Consider the following 15,250-nt stretch of genomic DNA (forward strand, 5'->3'; position numbering starts at 1 on the left):
GGAACCAGGCCGCCAGCAAGGCACCGATGCTGAATCTGCCCGGTTGTGCCCGCCTCGACAACTCGAAGCCGCAGCACGCCTCAGCCGCGGACGCCCGTTCCGGCCCGCGCGGGCACCCGGCCGGGCAGCAACGCCACCGCCAGCACCGCGCCGAGCAGGGCCGCGGCGGACGCGGTGCCCACCGCGGCGGCCATCCCGTCCAGGAACGCGGCGAAGGCCGCCTCGCCCAGCTCGCCCGCGCCCGCACCGGCCTGCCCGCGCACCGCGAGGGTCGCGCCGAGCGAGTCGGCGGCCTGCGCCCGCAGCGGTTCGGGCAGCAGCCCGGCCGCGCCGCCGAGGGAGCTCCGGTAGCCGACGGAGAGCACCGAGCCGACCACCGCGATGCCCAGCGCCGCGCCGATCTGGCGCACCGCGCTGTTGACCGCGGAACCGGCCGCCACCTGCTCCGGCGGCACCACGCTCATCGCGGCGGCGGTGGCCGGTCCGAGCACGCAGCCGAAGGCCAGCCCGAACACCCCGAACAGCAGCTCCAGCAACCACACCGGCGTGCTCGCCGCCCAGAACGCGCTGCCCGCGAAGAACAGCCCGGAGACCGCCAGCCCGCCGCCGACCACCACGTTCGCGCCGAACCGCCTGCTCAGCGCGGCGCCGCGGGTGGAGCCGAGCACCGTGCCCAGGGCCACCGGCAGGAACAGCAGCCCGGTTTCCAGCGGTGAGTTGCCGCGCAGCAGCTGGAGGTAGAACACCAGCGCGAAGAACCCGCCGGACTGCACGAAGAACCCGATCGCCACCGCACCGGAGCCCGCGGTGAACACCGGGCTGCGGAACAGGCCGAGGTCGACGGCCGGATCACTGGTCCGCCGCTCCGCCAGCACGAACAGCGCCAGCAGCGCCACCGCCCCGCCCAGCGGCAGCAGCACCCCCGCGCCCAGCCAGTCCCCGGCCTCGCCGCCGTGGATGATCGCGTACACCAGCAGCCCGATGCCGCCGATGGACAGCAGCGCGCCGAGCGGGTCCAGCGGCCGCCGCCGCGCCGATCGCGACTCCGGCACCAGCCAGCCGACCAGCGCCAGCCCGGCCAGCACCACCGGCACGTTCACCAGGAACACCGAGCCCCACCAGAAGTGCTCCAGCAGCACCCCGCCGACCACCGGCCCGAGCGCCACCCCCAGCCCCGAGACACCGGAGAAGATCCCGATCGCCCGCGCCCGCTCCTCCGCCGGGAACACCGTGGTCAGGATGGCCAGGCTGGTCGCGGGCACGGCGGCCGCGCCGATCCCCTTGATCGCCCGGAACAGCACCAGCTCACCCGGCGAGGTGGCGAAGGCGCACAGCGCGGAGGCGATACCGAAAGCGAGCAGCCCGAGCAGCAGGATCCGCTTGCGCCCCACCGCGTCGGCCAGCGCGCCGGTGGTGAGCAGCAGCGCGGCGAAGACCAGCGTGTAGGCGTCCACCGCCCATTGCAGCTCGGACTGGGTGGCGCCCAGCTCGGCCTGGATCCGCTGCAACGCGACCTGGAGGATCATGGTGTCCAGCACCGGGATGAGCAGACAGCTGCTCAGCACGGCGAGGATGCCCCAGCGCCGCCGGTGCGTCAGCTCGTCCATGGCTGCCAGTGGGCCAGCGCGCAGGGGACCGCACAAGGCAGCCGCAGGGTTTCTGATATGCCGTTCGGTGGACGCGGAAATGCCGTACGGGGCCTACCGTCGAGGGCCAGGGGAAGTTCTTCAGCCACAGGGGGTTCCACGATCATGTCCGCGTTCACGCGCGCCTGCACACCGGTGCTGGCGCTGTCCTTGTTACTGGTCGCCACACCGGCGAACGCCGCGCCCGCGCCGGAGTCCATCGCCTCGTTCCAGGCCTCCGACGAGCTCGGCGGCCACGAGCTGCACCGCTACGACAACGGCGCGGGCACGGTCGCGGAGAGCGCCTATCCCAAGCCACGCCAGTTCAACGGGGTCAGCGCCGAGTCCCGCATGATCGGCGCCTCACTCGGCGGCCGCCAGGCGCTGTTCCAGGCCGTGGCCGCGAACCCGGACGGCACGCTCACCCTGGGCGTCGGCGCGCCAGGGGCCACCGAGCTGCGGTCCTGGACCCAGCGCTTCGCCGCCGCCGAGACGCCGTTCGACCTCACCCCGGACGGCTACGGCGTGGTCACCACCGAGACGGTCGGCGACACCGAGACCGTGCTGCGCCGCTACCCCGTGGGCCGGGCGGGCAAGGGAGTGGTGCTGGCCCGGCTGCCCGAGGTCAAGCGGTTCCCCGACCGGGCGGAGTTCCAGTACAGCGGCAACTACGACCGGACCACCCACAAGCACGTCAACGTCAGCCTGGGCTACGGCCAGGACCGGCTCTACGCCAGGGGCGAGCAGGGCCCGCTGTGGGCGCGCTACGGCGGCACGTTCGGTCCGATCACCACCCCGGACGGCGCGACCGCGGACCGGATCCTGGTGAGCGCCAGCGGGATCGCCGTGGTGCGCACGCCCAAGGGCTTCTGGCGGATCAGCGCGGGCCGGGTCGAGCCGCTGGCCGCGGAGCACTTCGGCGCGGACCGCGGTGAGCGGGTCTTCGGCGAGAACTTCCACGACAACGAGCACCGCTCGGCGCTGTCGGTGCGGGGCGACAAGATCGCCTACGCGGTGCCGCCGCCCACCCCTCCGGACTTCGAGGCCCTGGTGGTGCTGGACCTGCGCACCGGCACGCACACCAGGTACGTGCTGCCGCCCAACTCGATGACCTTCCCGTTCATCCCGTGGGTGATGGGCTCGGCGGCCTGGTCCTGGCGGGACGACTCGGTCTACCTGATGCGCTACAACCGCTGGCTGTCCCCGCACCAGCCGCGGATGCTCACCGTGCAGTCGCTGAACCTGGCCGACGGCAAGGTCAGCACGCTGTGGCCGCACGACGGCGGCAGCGTGCGGGGCTGGCAGCCGGTGCTGCTCGGCGCGGACGTGCACCCCTGACGGGCCGGGGCTGACCCCGGCCCGCCGGGGACGGGGTCAGCCCGCCTCGCGGGCGCGCAGGTCCTTGCGCAGGATCTTGCCGCTGGCGGACTTGGGGATGACGTCCAGGAACTCCACCACGCGGACCTTCTTGTGCGGGGCCACCTGCCCGGCCACGAACGCCATCACCGCGGCCTCGTCCAGGCCGTCAGCGCCCTGCTGGCGCACCACGAACGCCTTGGGCACCTCCTCGCCCTCGGCGTCGCGCACCCCGATCACCGCGGCGTCCGCGATCTGGGGATGGGTCAGCAGCAGGGCCTCCAGCTCGGCGGGCGGCACCTGGTAGCCCTTGTACTTGATCAGCTCCTTGACCCTGTCCACAATGGACACAACTCCGCGCTCGTCGATCACCGCGACGTCGCCGGTGTGCAGGAAGCCATCCTCATCCAGCGTGGCCCTGGTCGCGTCCTCGTTGTTCAGGTAGCCCTTCATCACGTTGGGCCCCTGGCACCACAGCTCGCCGGGCTGGCCGGGCGCGGCCTCCGCCTCGGTGGCCGGGTCGACGAGCTTGCACACCATGTTCGGCAGGATCAGCCCGACCGTGCCCACGTTGATGTCCGGCCGGTCGCTCGGGATGGCGTGGCTGACCGGGCTCATCTCGGTCATCCCGTAGCCCTGCCGCACCTCCACGCCCAGCCGCTTGGCCACCGCGCCGGCCAGCTCCGCGTCCAGCGGCGCGGCCCCGGAGAACAGCATCTTCATCGCGGACAGGTCGTACTGCTCCACCATCGGGTGCTTGGCCAGCGCGACCGCCACCGGCGGGGCGATGTAGACGTAGCTGGTGCGGTGCTCGGCGATGACCCGGAGGAACTCGGCCAGGTCGAACTTGGGCATGGTCACCACGGTCGCGCCCACCGCGAGCGCGTGGTTCATGGTCACCTGCATGCCGTAGATGTGGAAGAACGGCAGCACCGCGAGCACCCGGTCCTCGGCGGTGATGTGCACGACCTGCTTGAACTGCTCGATGTTGGCCACCAGGTTGCGGTGGGTCAGCATCACGCCCTTGGCCCGGCCGGTGGTGCCGGAGGAGTAGGGCAGCACGGCCAGGTCCTCGGCCGGGTCGATCTGCACCTGGGGCGGGGCCGCCTCGGTGGCCAGCAGCTCGGCCAGCGACGGGTGGCCCGCCAGCCCGTCCAGGAACACCACCTCGGCGATCCCGGCGGCCTCGGCTGCGGCCAGCGCGCGATCGGCGAAGGCGGAGACGGTGACCAGCAGCTTCGCCCCCGCGTCGGTGAGCTGGTGGGCCAGCTCCTCGGCGGTGTAGAGCGCGTTCACCGTGGTGGCCACCGCGCCCGCCCGCAGCACCCCGTGGAAGATCACCGCGTAGTAGGGCGTGTTCGGGCTGAAGATGCCGACCACATCACCCTTGTTGATACCGCGGGCAACAAGCCCGGCAGCCGCCTTGTCGACCAGCGCGGCCAGCTCCCCGTAGCGCAGCACTCGGCCACTCGGACCATCGATCAGCGCAGGCGCCGCAGCCTGTTCCGGGCTCAGCGAGCCGAAGAGCAGCTCGGGCAGCGAGACGTCCGGAATCGCGACATCGGGGTACGGACTGCGAAAAGCCATGGTGTTCCCTCCAACGGCGGACGCCAATCGGGCGATCAATCGTGACTACGCTCACAGCTCCCAGTCAAGTTGTTGTCAACACGGGCCGACCAGACATCATCCCGTTATCCCACCGAGCTAATTACACTCGAATGGAGCAGTGGGCCGGGCTTGTGATTGCCACATCGAATCTGCCAAGTTGACATCACTCTTTCAGATCGGCTCCCACGCACTCCCCGATCTCGAGAGGGTGTCCATCGCGGTTCGTATCCCCCGTCGAACCGCGGCCCGCCCGGACCCGGGGCTCCCCCCGCCCGCAGTGGTCCGACGTAGCGGGAGCTTGTGGACGCGGGGCGGCTCGAGCTCGCGACTCCCCCTCTCTCCCGGGCCGCCCCGCGCGACAACTCTCAGCCCGCCGGTGTCTCGGCGGTCACCGGCTCGACGGGCTTGCGCTTGCGGCGGCGCAGCACCATCAGCAGCAGTGCGCCGAACAGGCCCAGCACCACCAGGAACGGCAGCATCGCGCCGAAGGCCACCAGCAAGGCGTTGACCGTGCTGAGGAAGGCCCGCCAGCCCGCGGCCAGCCCGCTGAGGAAGTCATCCGAGCTGGGTGCGACCGCCTGGCCCTCGCGCACCAGGGTCACCGTGACGGTGGACATCGCGACCTGCTTGGACATCGACTCCAGCCTGCGCTGCAAGGACTCCAGCTCGGCCTGCCGCTTGGTCAGCTCGCCCTCGACCTGGACGATCTCGCTGACCGACCCGGCCCGCTCCAGCAGCGCGCGCACCCGGTCCACGCTGGCCCGCTGCGACTCCAGCCTGCTCTTGGTGTCCACCAGCTGGTCGGTGACGTCCTGGGAGCGCTGCTCGCGCACGATGACCTTGCCGAGGTCGTCCAGGCGGTTGAGCACCTCGTCCAGCTTGTCCGCTGGCACCCGCACGGTGAGCGTGGCCCGCTGCTCGCGGGCGTTCTCCTCGCTGGCGAACCCGCCGGCGGCCTTGGCCTCCTCCTGCGCCTTGCGCACCGCCTCGGCCACCTCGGCCACGCTCAGCTCGATCCGCGCGGTCCTGATCAGCTGCCTGGCCTCCAGCGCGGCCTGCTCCGGCGGGGCCGCGGCCTGACCCTTCTCCGGCTGGACCTTGGCGTCGCCGGAGCCGCCACTGCTAAAGCCCGGCTGCGCCTGGCCCTGCGCGACCTCGGGCGCGACCGCCGCGTTGGTCCGCTCACCAGCGCCTGAGCACCCGGCCACCAGCACCAGGCTGAGCGCGCCGAGGGCGAGCAATGATCGTCCTGCCATGTCGTCCGACCCCCATCGTCGTAAGCGGTACAACGATCGGACGGTGGCTGGGGTGACGGCCGTTGCGCGGCCCCGGTCACGATCAGGACTCGGCGTGCACCGGCCCCTCGTGCGGCGAGGTGACCAGGTGCTTGAACGCCTGCAGGTTGGCCAGCGACTCGCCCCTGGACACCCGCCAGTCCCACTCCCGCTTGATGGCCCCGGCGAAACCCAGCTCCAGCAACGGGTTGAAGTCGCCGTCGGCGGCCTCCAGCACCTGGCCGAGCACCCGGTCCAGCTCATCGGCGGTGACCGCGTGCAGGCCGACCCTGCCCACCAGGTAGATGTCGCCCGCCGGGTCGATGGTGTAGTGCACGCCGTAGAGCTTGGCGTTGCGGCGCAACAGGAACCGGTAGACCTGCTCGTGCCCCTCGTCCGGGCGGCGGCAGACGAATGCCTCCACCAGCAGCGACTGGCGGCCCAGGATCAGCCACAGGTTGGTCTGCAGCTTCTTCACCCCCGGCAGGGTGACGAACCACCGGCCGTCGCCGCGCTTGGCGTACTTCAGTTCTTGACCGTCCAAAGTGGACTCGATCAGCTGGTCCAGGCTCATACCGCGATCTCCAGGGTGGTGCGCAGCTCGGCGGCCGCCTGGTCGTACACCGCGAGCAGCCGCTCGGTGGTGCGGTCCCAGGAGAACGCCGAGGCGTGCGCGGACGCGGCGGTGGCGAACTCCCGCCACCGCGCAGGCTCCAGTGCCAGGTACCCCAATGCGTCCGCCCAGGAACCCGCGCGGCGGTCCGGGACCAGGATTCCGGAGACCCCGTCGGCCACCGCGACCGGCAGCCCGCCGACCGCGGCCGCGGCCACCGGGGTGCCGCAGGCCTGCGCCTCCAGCGCGACCAGGCCGAAGGACTCGGAGTGGCTGGGCACCGCGACCACGTCCGCGGCCCGGTACACCGTGGCCAGCGCCGCGCCCGGCCGCGGCGGCAGGAAGCGCACCAGCTCGGTGATGCCCAGCCGCCCGGCCAGCTCGTGCAGCTCGGCGGGCCGCTCCAGCCCGGTGCCCGAGGGGCCGCCGACGATGAGCACCACCAGCCGGGCGCGCAGCCCGGGATCGCGGCGGACCATCTCGGCGGCGGCGTGCAGCAGCACGTCCGGGGCCTTGAGCGGCTGGATCCGGCCGACGAAGGCCAGCACCACGGCCTCCGGCGCGAGCCCCAGCTCGGTCCTGGCCTGCGCCCGGCCATCGGGGGTGAAGCGTTCGAGGTCCACGCCGGGCGGCACCACGGTCAGCTGCTCGGGCCGGGCGCCGTAGAGCTCGGCCAGGTCGGCCGCCTCGGCCTCGGTGTTCACCACCAGCTTGTCCGCCTCGGCGACCACCCGCTCCTCACCGGCCACCCGCACCGGCGGCTCCGGCGACTCGCCCTCGGCCAGCGTGCGGTGCTTGACCTTGGCCAGGGTGTGCGCGGTGTGCACCAGCGGCACGCCCCACCGGTCCCTGGCCAGCCAGCCGACCTGGCCGGAGAGCCAGTAGTGCGAGGCGACCACGTCGTAGTAGCCGGGCGAGTGGCTGGCCTCGGTGCGCAGCACGCCGGCGTGGAAGGCGCACAGGTGGCCGGGCAGGTCGTTCTTGGCCAGGCCCTGGTAGGGACCGGCGGCGATGTGCCGCACGGTGACGCCGGGGGCCAGCTCGGCGGTGGGCGGCAGGTCGGCGGAGGTGGCCCTGGTGAACACCTCGACCTCGGTGCCGCGCTCGGCCATCCGGGTCGCGGTCTGCGCGATGTAGACGTTCATGCCGCCGGCGTCACCGGTGCCGGGCAGCTCAAGAGGGGAGGTGTGCAGGGACAACACGGCCACTCGGCGCGCCCGGGCAGGGTCTCTGCGGCGTCTCACAACCCCATTTTGCCGTGTTCGGCGTGGCTGCGCGTCAGGAAGTGGGCCAGGTCAACGTCGAAGTCAGCCGGTCGCTCCAGGAACGGGGCGTGCCCGCAGCCCGGGTACCAGCTGGCCGCCGCGCCGGGCACGGTGTCCGCGGCGTAGCGACCGGCCATCGGCAGCACCACCTCGTCGGAGTCGCCGTGCAGCACCAGGGTGGGCACGGTCACCCCGGCCAGCGCCTCGGCGCTGCCGATGTCCCGCTTGAACAGCGCCCTGCGCACCGCGGCCGGGGTGCTCAGCGCCACACCCAGCTGCCGGTCCTGCTCGTCCTGGCTCAGCGGCAGCGCGGTGCCGCGCTCGATGAAGGTGCGCAGCGCGGGACGGGCGATCTCGTCGTCCGGGGAGAGCATCTCGCGCAGCCCCGCGTTCATCACCGGCCCGGTCAGCCCGCCCTGCCGGTCCGGCCCGATCTCGGTGATCGCGCCCAGCAGCACGATCCCGGCCAGCGCGGCGTCCCCGTGCACCCGCAGGTAGTCCGCGATCACCAGCCCGCCGTAGGACCAGCCGAGCACCACGGCGGGGCCATTGGCCTCGGCCAGCACCGCGGCCAGGTCACCGGCCCAGACCTCCGGGTCGTCGTAGCCGTTCTCCGGGACCTCGGAGTCGCCGTGCCCGCGCAGGTCCGGCGCGAGCAGCCGGTACCGCTCGGTCAGGCCGGGGTCGGCGAGCAGCCGCCGCCAGACCGCGGCGCTCTGCGCCCAGCCGTGCAGCAGCACCAGCGCGGGCGCGCCCAGCGGGCCGGCGGTGCGCAGCGCGAGGCGCGCACCGCCGTGGCCGGTGACCGTGGTGCTCACTTGAGCGCCGACTTCGACAGCCAGGTCGGCCAGTCGATCCGCCAGTCGTAGGTGTCCGACACCGCGCCCTTGGTGGCCGCCGAACCGGAGATGATCACCGGGTCGCCGATCATCGCCTGGTCGAAGTACTTCTTGGCGTCCGCCTCGAGCAGGTTGATGCAGCCGTGCGAGGTGTTCCGCTTGCCGATGTTGCCCGCGTTGTCGTTGTTCTCGTGGATGAACTCACCGCTGTTGGCGATGCGCACGGCCCACTTCTTGACCACGTCGTACTTGTACTTCTCGTTGACCATGCGCTCGGTGGCGTTGCGCTCGGAGACCATGTAGATCCCGTTCGCGGTGCGCAGGTCCGGCTTGCTCTCATCGCCCAGGCTGGCCGGCAGGTTCATGATCTCCTTGCCGTCCTGCTTGACGATCATGCGGTGGGTGCGCACGTCCGCCTCGACCACCTGCGCGCGGCCGATGGTGAACTTGGTGCTCAGGTTGGCCCGGCCGAAGACGTTCTTGCCGTAGGGCACCGCGAACAGGTCCGCGGTCACCTTGACCTTGGTGTTGGCCGGCCAGAACTCCTTGGGCCGGTAGTGCACTTCCTTGGGGTTCAGCCAGGCCCACGCGCCCTCGACCGGCACCGAGGTCTCCACCTTCAGCGCCTTCTCCACCGCGGCCCGGTCCTGCGGGGCCTCGTCGAACTCGACCTTGATCGGCATCGCGATGCCGACGGTGGCGTTGTCCACCGGGTTGATCGTGGCCCGCAGCAGCTTGCCTGCCGTCTGGGTGGCGAAACTGCCCTTGATCTCGACCTTCTTGCCGTCGGTCCCGGTGGCCGAGCCGCCGACGGTGTAGCTCTTGCCGAACTCCAGCACCTTGTCCGGGGCCCAGGTCTTCTTGTCCTCGCTGAGCTTGCCGGGGACGTTCTTGCCGTCCGCGCTCAGCTTCACCTCATCGAGCGTGCCCTCGGCCACCGACACCTTCACCGGCGCCCTCGGGCTGACGTCCTTGGCGCCCTCACCGGGCTCCACACTCACCTTGGCGACCGGTGGCGCATCCGGCTTGGCCGGGTCCCCGCCGTCGCCGCCCGCGCCGCCGGTACAGGCGGAAAGCAGCAGCGCACCGGCAGTGAGCAACCCCGCGAAACCGAGCAGGGACCGTCCCCGTCCCCGTCGTTCACCAACCACAGTCGACCTCCAACACTCCGGCACCCCGTCAAGGGTGCCCCCATCTCCAGGACGCCCTACGCCCATGCCGGGGTGCCCTGGATGGATGTGTCACTTCTCACAAGGGGGTTGCGAGTGAACGAAATTATCCGGACGGGCCGTTCTAGGCCAGCACCACGTCCAGCTCGTCCAGCACCCGGTTGATCGGGTTGGCGAAACCGCTGCCGCCGCCCAGGGTGCCCGCGCAGTGCAGGCCCACGACCTGGTTGTCCGCGTCCACCAGCACCGCCCCGGAGTCGCCCCGGTCGCCGAAGACGCCCTCGGCCGCGGTCACCCGGATCTGGTCGCGCAGGCGGCGGTGGCCGAGGCTGTCGCCGTAGTCCAGGCACAGCGTGACGTCGGTGGAGACCACCACGCCCTGGGTGAGCCCGGTGGTCCGGCCACGCTTGCGCACCTGGCTGCCCAGCAGCGCCTGCCCGCAGCCGCCCGGCCTGCCCAGCTGAGCGATCTCCCGCCGCCACGGCCGGTCGGTGGCCAGCGCGATCAGCGCCGCGTCCACCGAGCCGGACAGCGCCGAGCTGGCCAGGCTGCCCACCACGTCGGCAGGGCAGCGGCCGCCGTCCACCCTGGACGGGTGGGTCATCCGGTCGCCCACCGCCCAGGCGTCGTCCACGCAGGCGATGTGGAAGTTGGTCAGCCCGAACACCCGCCGCCGGTCGTCCCTGGCCGCCACCAGCAGGCCGAGGGTGCCCACGGTGACGTACTCACCGGCCTCCGGGGCCTGCGGCGGCACCATCTGGATGGACCGGCAAGGGCCGACGCTGATCCCGCCGACCAGCGGCGCGTAGGACTCCCCGGTGCGCTCCGGGGCGGCGTCGGCGCGCAGCAGCGCGGGGTGCAGCAGGACGTCCTCCTCGATGACGTCCACCGGCACCCCGTCGATCCGCTCGGGCAGCAGCTGTCCGTGCGCCACCGCGATGGCGGGCCGCTTGGCCCGCACCGACACCACGATGGCCGGCCGGCCGGTGCGCACACCGTTGGTGGTCTGCGCACCGATGTCCACCGCGACGACGCCGGGCAGGTCGAGCAGGGTGTCCTCGTGCCGTCGCTTCACCGGCCGGATCGCTGCCCTGCGCCTGTCCTCCGCGCTGGTCATGCGCACTCCTCGATCCGGCGATAGGTCGTGTCCCATGGCTCTCGCACGCGAGCGCCGGGCCCAGCCCGTTCCTAGCGGCACCGCCGGAACGACCAAGTACGCCCAGTACGAGGCCGTCCAGGCGGCACCGCCAGGAACGACCTGGACTCCGGCGCTCACGCACGAGAGCCATGGGACGCGACCTACACCGTCTATGTAACCCCCGGGTGAGGAACCCGTCACTTGGCGTCACTCGTTTGGCCGGTTGCCCCGCTTCAGAGCGAGCAGCCCACGAACACCGGTTCCGGGTGCAGTTCGACCTCGAAGGCCGCGCGCACGCCGTCGCGCACCTCGCGGGCCAGGGTGAGCAGGTCTTCGGTATCGGCCTTGCCGCGGTTGGTCAGGGCCAGGGTGTGCTTGTGCGAGAGCGAGACCCGGCCGTCGGCGGCCTCGTGCCCGCGCAGGAACCCGGCCCGCTCGATCAGCCAGGCCGCGGACAGCTTCACCTTGCCCGCGCCGCCCGGGTACTGCGGCACCTTGACCTCGGGGCCGAGCCGGGCGTGGATCAGCGAGAGCACCCTGGGCAGGTCGGCCTCGGCCACGATCGGGTTGGTGAAGAAGGACCCGGCGCTCCAGGTGTCGTGGTCGTCCGGGTCGAGCACCATGCCCTTGCCGGTGCGCAGCGCGAGCACCGCCTCCCGCACCAGCGCGGCGGGCACCCTGGCGCCCAGCTCCACGCCCAGGGTGTTGGCCAGCTCGGCGTAGCGGACCGGGGCGGACTGGCCGCCGGTGCGCAGCGCGAAGGAGACCCGCAGCACCACCGCGTCGTCGGTGCCCTTGAGCACGCTGGTCCGGTAGCCCAGGCCCAGCTCGGCGGTGCTGACCTGGCGCACCTGGCCGCTGCGCCGGTCCAGCAGGTCCACCGAGAGCAGCAGGTCGGCCACCTCGACGCCGTAGGCGCCCACGTTCTGCACCGGGGTCGCGCCGACCAGGCCGGGGATGCCGGAGAGGGCCTCCAGGCCGCCGAGGTCGTTGGCCACCGCGTCGGCGACCACGTCGTCCCAGTTCTCGCCGGCCTCCACGGTCAGCCGGACCAGGCCGTCGCCGAGCGGGTCGTGGCCGCGGCCCCTGGTGGCGATGCGCACCACGGTGCCGTCGAAGCCCTCGTCGCCGATGACCAGGTTGGACCCGCCGCCCAGCACGAGCAGGGGTTCACCTGCCTGGTCGGCGGCGCGTACGGCTTCGATGACCTCGGTGGACTTCGCTGCTTCCAGGAACACCGAGGCCGGGCCGCCAAGGCGCAGGGTGGTGTAGCCAGCCAACGGCACGGGTGTGGTCACGACGTTCAACGGTAGCGTGACACCCCGTGGCAACCAGCACCGAGACCTCGCACGGCTACTCCTTCCCCGCCGCACGGGTGGCCGCGACCATGGTCGACGAGACCTACCTGCGGGACCGGCTGGCCGCGGTGGGCGGCACCAAGGCCGAGCTGCTCTCCCTCGATGTCAGCGGCGCGGAGACCGTGCTCAAGCTGCGCCAAGGCATCCCGGCGGACAAGCTGCCCGCCCTCGTGCGCACGCTGGTCTCCGGCGACCTGGTGATCGAGCGGGCAGAGACCTGGCGGTCCACCGGCGAGGGCGCGACCGCAGTGGTGAACGCCACCGTGCCCGGCGCGCCGGCGACCATCGGCTGCTCGATCGCGGTCGGCCCGGACGGCGCGGGCTGCCGGGTGCGCGCGAAGCTCACCGTGTCGGTCTCGCTGCCCTTCGTCGGCGGCAAGGTGGAGAAGGCGATCATCCAGCAGATCCAGCGGCTGCTGACCACCGAGCACGAGTTCACCGAGCGCTGGCTGCGCGAACACCCGTGAACCAGGTCCGCAAGCGCGCGCCCCGCTACGCCGCGGGCCGGGCCAGGGCGCTCGGCCTGCCCACCAGGGGCACCACCAACCCGAACCGGCTGCGCAAGGTGGACCGCTGGATCGCCGCCACCCCGCTCACCGCGGACGTGCTGCGCGCCGCGCCGGACCCGCTGGTGGTCGACCTGGGCTACGGCTCCTCGCCGATCACCACGGTGGAGCTGGCCGACCGGCTGGCCGGGCTGCGGCCGGACCTGCGAGTGCTGGGCCTGGAGATCGACCAGGAGCGGGTGGAGGCGGCCAAACCGGCCGAGCGGCCGGGCCTGGAGTTCCGCCGCGGCGGGTTCGAGCTGGCCGGACGGCGGCCCGCGCTGGTGCGCGCGTTCAACGTGCTGCGCCAGTACGAGGAGGACGCGGCCGAGGAGGCCTGGGCGACCATGCAGGCCCGGCTGGCCCCCGGCGGGCTGCTGGTGGAGGGCACCTGCGACGAGATCGGCCGCCGCTGCTGCTGGGTCACCCTGGACGCCGGCGGCCCGCTGACCTTCACCCTGGCCTGCCTGCCCTCGGACCTGGAGCAACCCTCCGACCTGGCCGAGCGGCTGCCCAAGTCGCTGATCCACCACAACGTGCCCGGCGAGCGGGTGCACGCCCTGCTGGCCGAGCTGGACGCCTGCTGGGCCACCGCGGCCCCGTTCGCGCCGTACGGGCCAAGGGCTCGCTGGGTGGAGGCGGTGCGGCTGCTCGCCGCGCGGGACTGGCCGGTGCTGGACCGCCGGAACCGGTGGCGGCTGGGCGAGGTCACGCTTAATGCGGACGCGGTCTACGGCCCGCGTCCGTAGGCTCGGTGACGTGCAGCACAACGACTTCATCGAGCAGATCAGGGTTCATTCCGAGGCGATGCGGGCGGCCGCGCTGAAAGCCGGTCCCGAGGCGCGGGTCCCCACCTGTCCGAAGTGGGAGGTGCGGGAGCTGGTCTCGCACCTGGCCAGGGTGCAGTGCTGGGCTGGGGACAACCTGGCCGCGGGCATCCGCGACGCGCGGCCGGAGTTCCCGCCCGCGCCCGAGGACTGGGCCGAGCTGCACGCCTGGTGGCTGGCCAAGCAGGAGCGGCTGACCGGCCTGCTCGCGGAGAAGGGCACGGACACCCCGGCGTGGACCTTCGGGTACGAGGTGGCCGAGCCCGGCGCGTTCTGGGCCCGGCGGCAGGCGCACGAGGTGGCCATCCACCGGCTGGACGCCGAGCACGCGCTGTTCGAGGTCGCCGGCGGCACCGACCCCGGCAAGGAGCTGAGGTTCGACCCGGCCTTCGCCGGTGACGGCATCGAGGAAGCCCTGTGGATGGCCCTGGTCTTCCGCAAGCACGCCGAACGCACCGAGGAGGGCACGGTCCTGTTCCACGCCGCCGACGCGGGCGTGGCCCTGGTGCTCACGCTGACCCCTGGACAGCCCGCCGAGCTGGGCCCGGTGCGCGGCACCGGCACGGACACCGACGCGGTGGTCGCGGGCACCGCGGACGCGATCTACCGGTACCTGTGGAACCGGCCGAACAACGCCGTGGTGACCGGGAAGTCTGAGTTGCTGGACCGGATCGGCACCCCCTGACCAGGTGAAGCCGTTCGCACGGGGCAGACTGACCAGCCATGTCCGCACGTGAACGACGCTACGTGATCACCCTCGGCTGCCCGGACCGCACCGGCATCGTGGCCCGGATCTCCACCTTCCTCGCCGAGCAGGGCGGCTGGATCGTGGAGGCGGCCTACCACACCGACACCGACACCAACTGGTTCTTCACCCGCCAGGAGGTGCGCGCGGACTCGCTGCCCTACGACGCGACCGAGCTGCGGCGCCGGTTCAGCTCGGTGGCCAGGGAGCTCGGCGTGCGCAGCGACTGGCGGGTCACCGACACCGGGGAGAAGCGGCGGGTGGTTATCCTGGTGTCCAAGGCAGGGCACTGCCTGTACGACATCCTGGGCCGGGTGGCCTCCGGCGAGCTGGACGTGGACGTGCGCGCGGTGATCGGCAACCACGCGGACCTGGCCGGCATCACCAGGGCGCACGGCATCCCGTTCCACCACGTGCCGTTCCCGGTGGCCGGCAAGGACCCCGAGGGCAAGACGGCGGCGTTCGCGCAGATCCGGCAGCTGGTGGACTCCCAGCGCCCGGACGCGGTGGTGCTGGCCCGGTTCATGCAGGTGCTGCCGCACGAGCTGTGCGCGGCCTGGTCCGGCAAGGCGCTCAACATCCACCACAGCTTCCTGCCCTCGTTCATGGGCGCCCGCCCGTACCACCAGGCCTACGCGCGCGGCGTGAAGCTGGTCGGCGCGACCTGCCACTACGTCACCGCGGAGCTGGACGCCGGGCCGATCATCGAGCAGGAGGTGGGCCGGGTGGACCACACCGATTCGGTGGCCGACATGGTGCGCAAGGGCACCGACATCGAGAAGGTGGTGCTGGCCAGGGGTCTGCGCTGGCACGTGGAGGACCGGGTGCTGGTGCACGGCAACAGAACTGTCGTTTTCCACTAGCGGAGAGCTCCCGGCCCTACCCTGG

Annotated in this window: 14 protein-coding genes; 5 read left to right on the forward strand and 9 right to left on the reverse strand. The window is 72.3% G+C overall.

Going from position 1 to position 15,250, the window contains the following annotated elements; genetic code table 11:
• Positions 1–80: 80 nt before the first annotated feature.
• The gene (locus ACWDY5_RS04955; RefSeq protein WP_449720990.1) at positions 81–1,607 is read right to left on the reverse strand and encodes an MFS transporter; all 1,527 of its coding nucleotides are present in this window, start codon (positions 1,605–1,607) and stop codon (positions 81–83) included.
• A gap of 144 nt (positions 1,608–1,751) precedes the next feature.
• On the opposite strand from ACWDY5_RS04955, the gene ACWDY5_RS04960 reads away from it, so the two are divergent.
• Positions 1,752–2,963, forward strand: coding sequence for a hypothetical protein (locus tag ACWDY5_RS04960; protein WP_449720991.1), 1,212 nt, complete (start codon positions 1,752–1,754; stop codon positions 2,961–2,963).
• 36 nt (positions 2,964–2,999) lie between these two features.
• On the opposite strand, the gene ACWDY5_RS04965 is transcribed toward ACWDY5_RS04960, so the two are convergent.
• The 8 genes from ACWDY5_RS04965 to ACWDY5_RS05000 form a co-directional block, all read right to left on the reverse strand.
• Complete coding sequence (locus ACWDY5_RS04965; protein WP_449720992.1) at positions 3,000–4,568, reverse strand: AMP-binding protein; 1,569 nt, start codon at positions 4,566–4,568, stop codon at positions 3,000–3,002.
• A gap of 386 nt (positions 4,569–4,954) precedes the next feature.
• Positions 4,955–5,845 carry a DUF4349 domain-containing protein gene (locus tag ACWDY5_RS04970; protein ID WP_449720993.1) on the reverse strand — a complete coding sequence of 297 codons (891 nt, stop codon included), beginning with the start codon at positions 5,843–5,845 and terminating at the stop codon, positions 4,955–4,957.
• 82 nt (positions 5,846–5,927) lie between these two features.
• Positions 5,928–6,437, reverse strand: coding sequence for a YbjN domain-containing protein (locus tag ACWDY5_RS04975; protein ID WP_449720994.1), 510 nt, complete (start codon positions 6,435–6,437; stop codon positions 5,928–5,930).
• Positions 6,434–7,720: a D-inositol-3-phosphate glycosyltransferase gene (mshA, locus tag ACWDY5_RS04980; RefSeq protein ID WP_449720995.1), complete on the reverse strand. Its 1,287-nt coding sequence runs from the start codon at positions 7,718–7,720 to the stop codon at positions 6,434–6,436. Before mshA ends, ACWDY5_RS04975 begins: the two co-directional genes overlap by 4 nt.
• A complete protein-coding gene (locus tag ACWDY5_RS04985; RefSeq protein ID WP_449720996.1) occupies positions 7,717–8,559 on the reverse strand; it encodes an alpha/beta fold hydrolase in 843 nt (280 codons plus the stop codon). The genes mshA and ACWDY5_RS04985 overlap by 4 nt, the downstream gene beginning before the upstream one ends.
• Positions 8,556–9,680: a L,D-transpeptidase gene (locus ACWDY5_RS04990; protein ID WP_449720997.1), complete on the reverse strand. Its 1,125-nt coding sequence runs from the start codon at positions 9,678–9,680 to the stop codon at positions 8,556–8,558. Before ACWDY5_RS04990 ends, ACWDY5_RS04985 begins: the two co-directional genes overlap by 4 nt.
• 193 nt (positions 9,681–9,873) lie before the next feature.
• The gene (locus tag ACWDY5_RS04995; protein WP_449720998.1) at positions 9,874–10,866 is read right to left on the reverse strand and encodes a hypothetical protein; all 993 of its coding nucleotides are present in this window, start codon (positions 10,864–10,866) and stop codon (positions 9,874–9,876) included.
• 254 nt (positions 10,867–11,120) lie between these two features.
• The gene (locus ACWDY5_RS05000) at positions 11,121–12,194 is read right to left on the reverse strand and encodes a UDP-N-acetylmuramate dehydrogenase (RefSeq protein WP_449720999.1); all 1,074 of its coding nucleotides are present in this window, start codon (positions 12,192–12,194) and stop codon (positions 11,121–11,123) included.
• A gap of 17 nt (positions 12,195–12,211) precedes the next feature.
• Here ACWDY5_RS05000 and ACWDY5_RS05005 point away from each other — a divergent pair, with 17 nt between their 5' ends.
• From ACWDY5_RS05005 to purU, 4 genes are read left to right on the forward strand one after another with little or no spacing between them, the layout of a single operon-like run.
• The gene (locus ACWDY5_RS05005; RefSeq protein WP_449721000.1) at positions 12,212–12,712 is read left to right on the forward strand and encodes a DUF2505 domain-containing protein; all 501 of its coding nucleotides are present in this window, start codon (positions 12,212–12,214) and stop codon (positions 12,710–12,712) included.
• Positions 12,709–13,539: a class I SAM-dependent methyltransferase gene (locus ACWDY5_RS05010; RefSeq protein WP_449721001.1), complete on the forward strand. Its 831-nt coding sequence runs from the start codon at positions 12,709–12,711 to the stop codon at positions 13,537–13,539. Before ACWDY5_RS05005 ends, ACWDY5_RS05010 begins: the two co-directional genes overlap by 4 nt.
• Positions 13,540–13,549: 10 nt before the next feature.
• Positions 13,550–14,302: a maleylpyruvate isomerase family mycothiol-dependent enzyme gene (locus tag ACWDY5_RS05015; protein ID WP_449721002.1), complete on the forward strand. Its 753-nt coding sequence runs from the start codon at positions 13,550–13,552 to the stop codon at positions 14,300–14,302.
• Between the two features lie 38 nt (positions 14,303–14,340).
• Complete coding sequence (gene purU, locus ACWDY5_RS05020) at positions 14,341–15,225, forward strand: formyltetrahydrofolate deformylase (protein ID WP_449721003.1); 885 nt, start codon at positions 14,341–14,343, stop codon at positions 15,223–15,225.
• The last annotated feature ends 25 nt before the right edge of the window (positions 15,226–15,250 follow it).

The sequence above is a fragment of the Crossiella sp. NPDC003009 genome, from assembly GCF_053591555.1.

What these genes read in the sequence shown, in the direction of transcription:
- ACWDY5_RS04955 (WP_449720990.1), bottom strand. Translation starts at nt 1,607, where the DNA reads ATGGACGAGCTGACGCACCGGCGGCGCTGGGGCATCCTCGCCGTGCTG.
- ACWDY5_RS04960 (WP_449720991.1), top strand. Translation starts at nt 1,752, where the DNA reads ATGTCCGCGTTCACGCGCGCCTGCACACCGGTGCTGGCGCTGTCCTTG.
- ACWDY5_RS04965 (WP_449720992.1), bottom strand. Translation starts at nt 4,568, where the DNA reads ATGGCTTTTCGCAGTCCGTACCCCGATGTCGCGATTCCGGACGTCTCG.
- ACWDY5_RS04970 (WP_449720993.1), bottom strand. Translation starts at nt 5,845, where the DNA reads ATGGCAGGACGATCATTGCTCGCCCTCGGCGCGCTCAGCCTGGTGCTG.
- ACWDY5_RS04975 (WP_449720994.1), bottom strand. Translation starts at nt 6,437, where the DNA reads ATGAGCCTGGACCAGCTGATCGAGTCCACTTTGGACGGTCAAGAACTG.
- ACWDY5_RS04995 (WP_449720998.1), bottom strand. Translation starts at nt 10,866, where the DNA reads ATGACCAGCGCGGAGGACAGGCGCAGGGCAGCGATCCGGCCGGTGAAG.
- purU (WP_449721003.1), top strand. Translation starts at nt 14,341, where the DNA reads ATGTCCGCACGTGAACGACGCTACGTGATCACCCTCGGCTGCCCGGAC.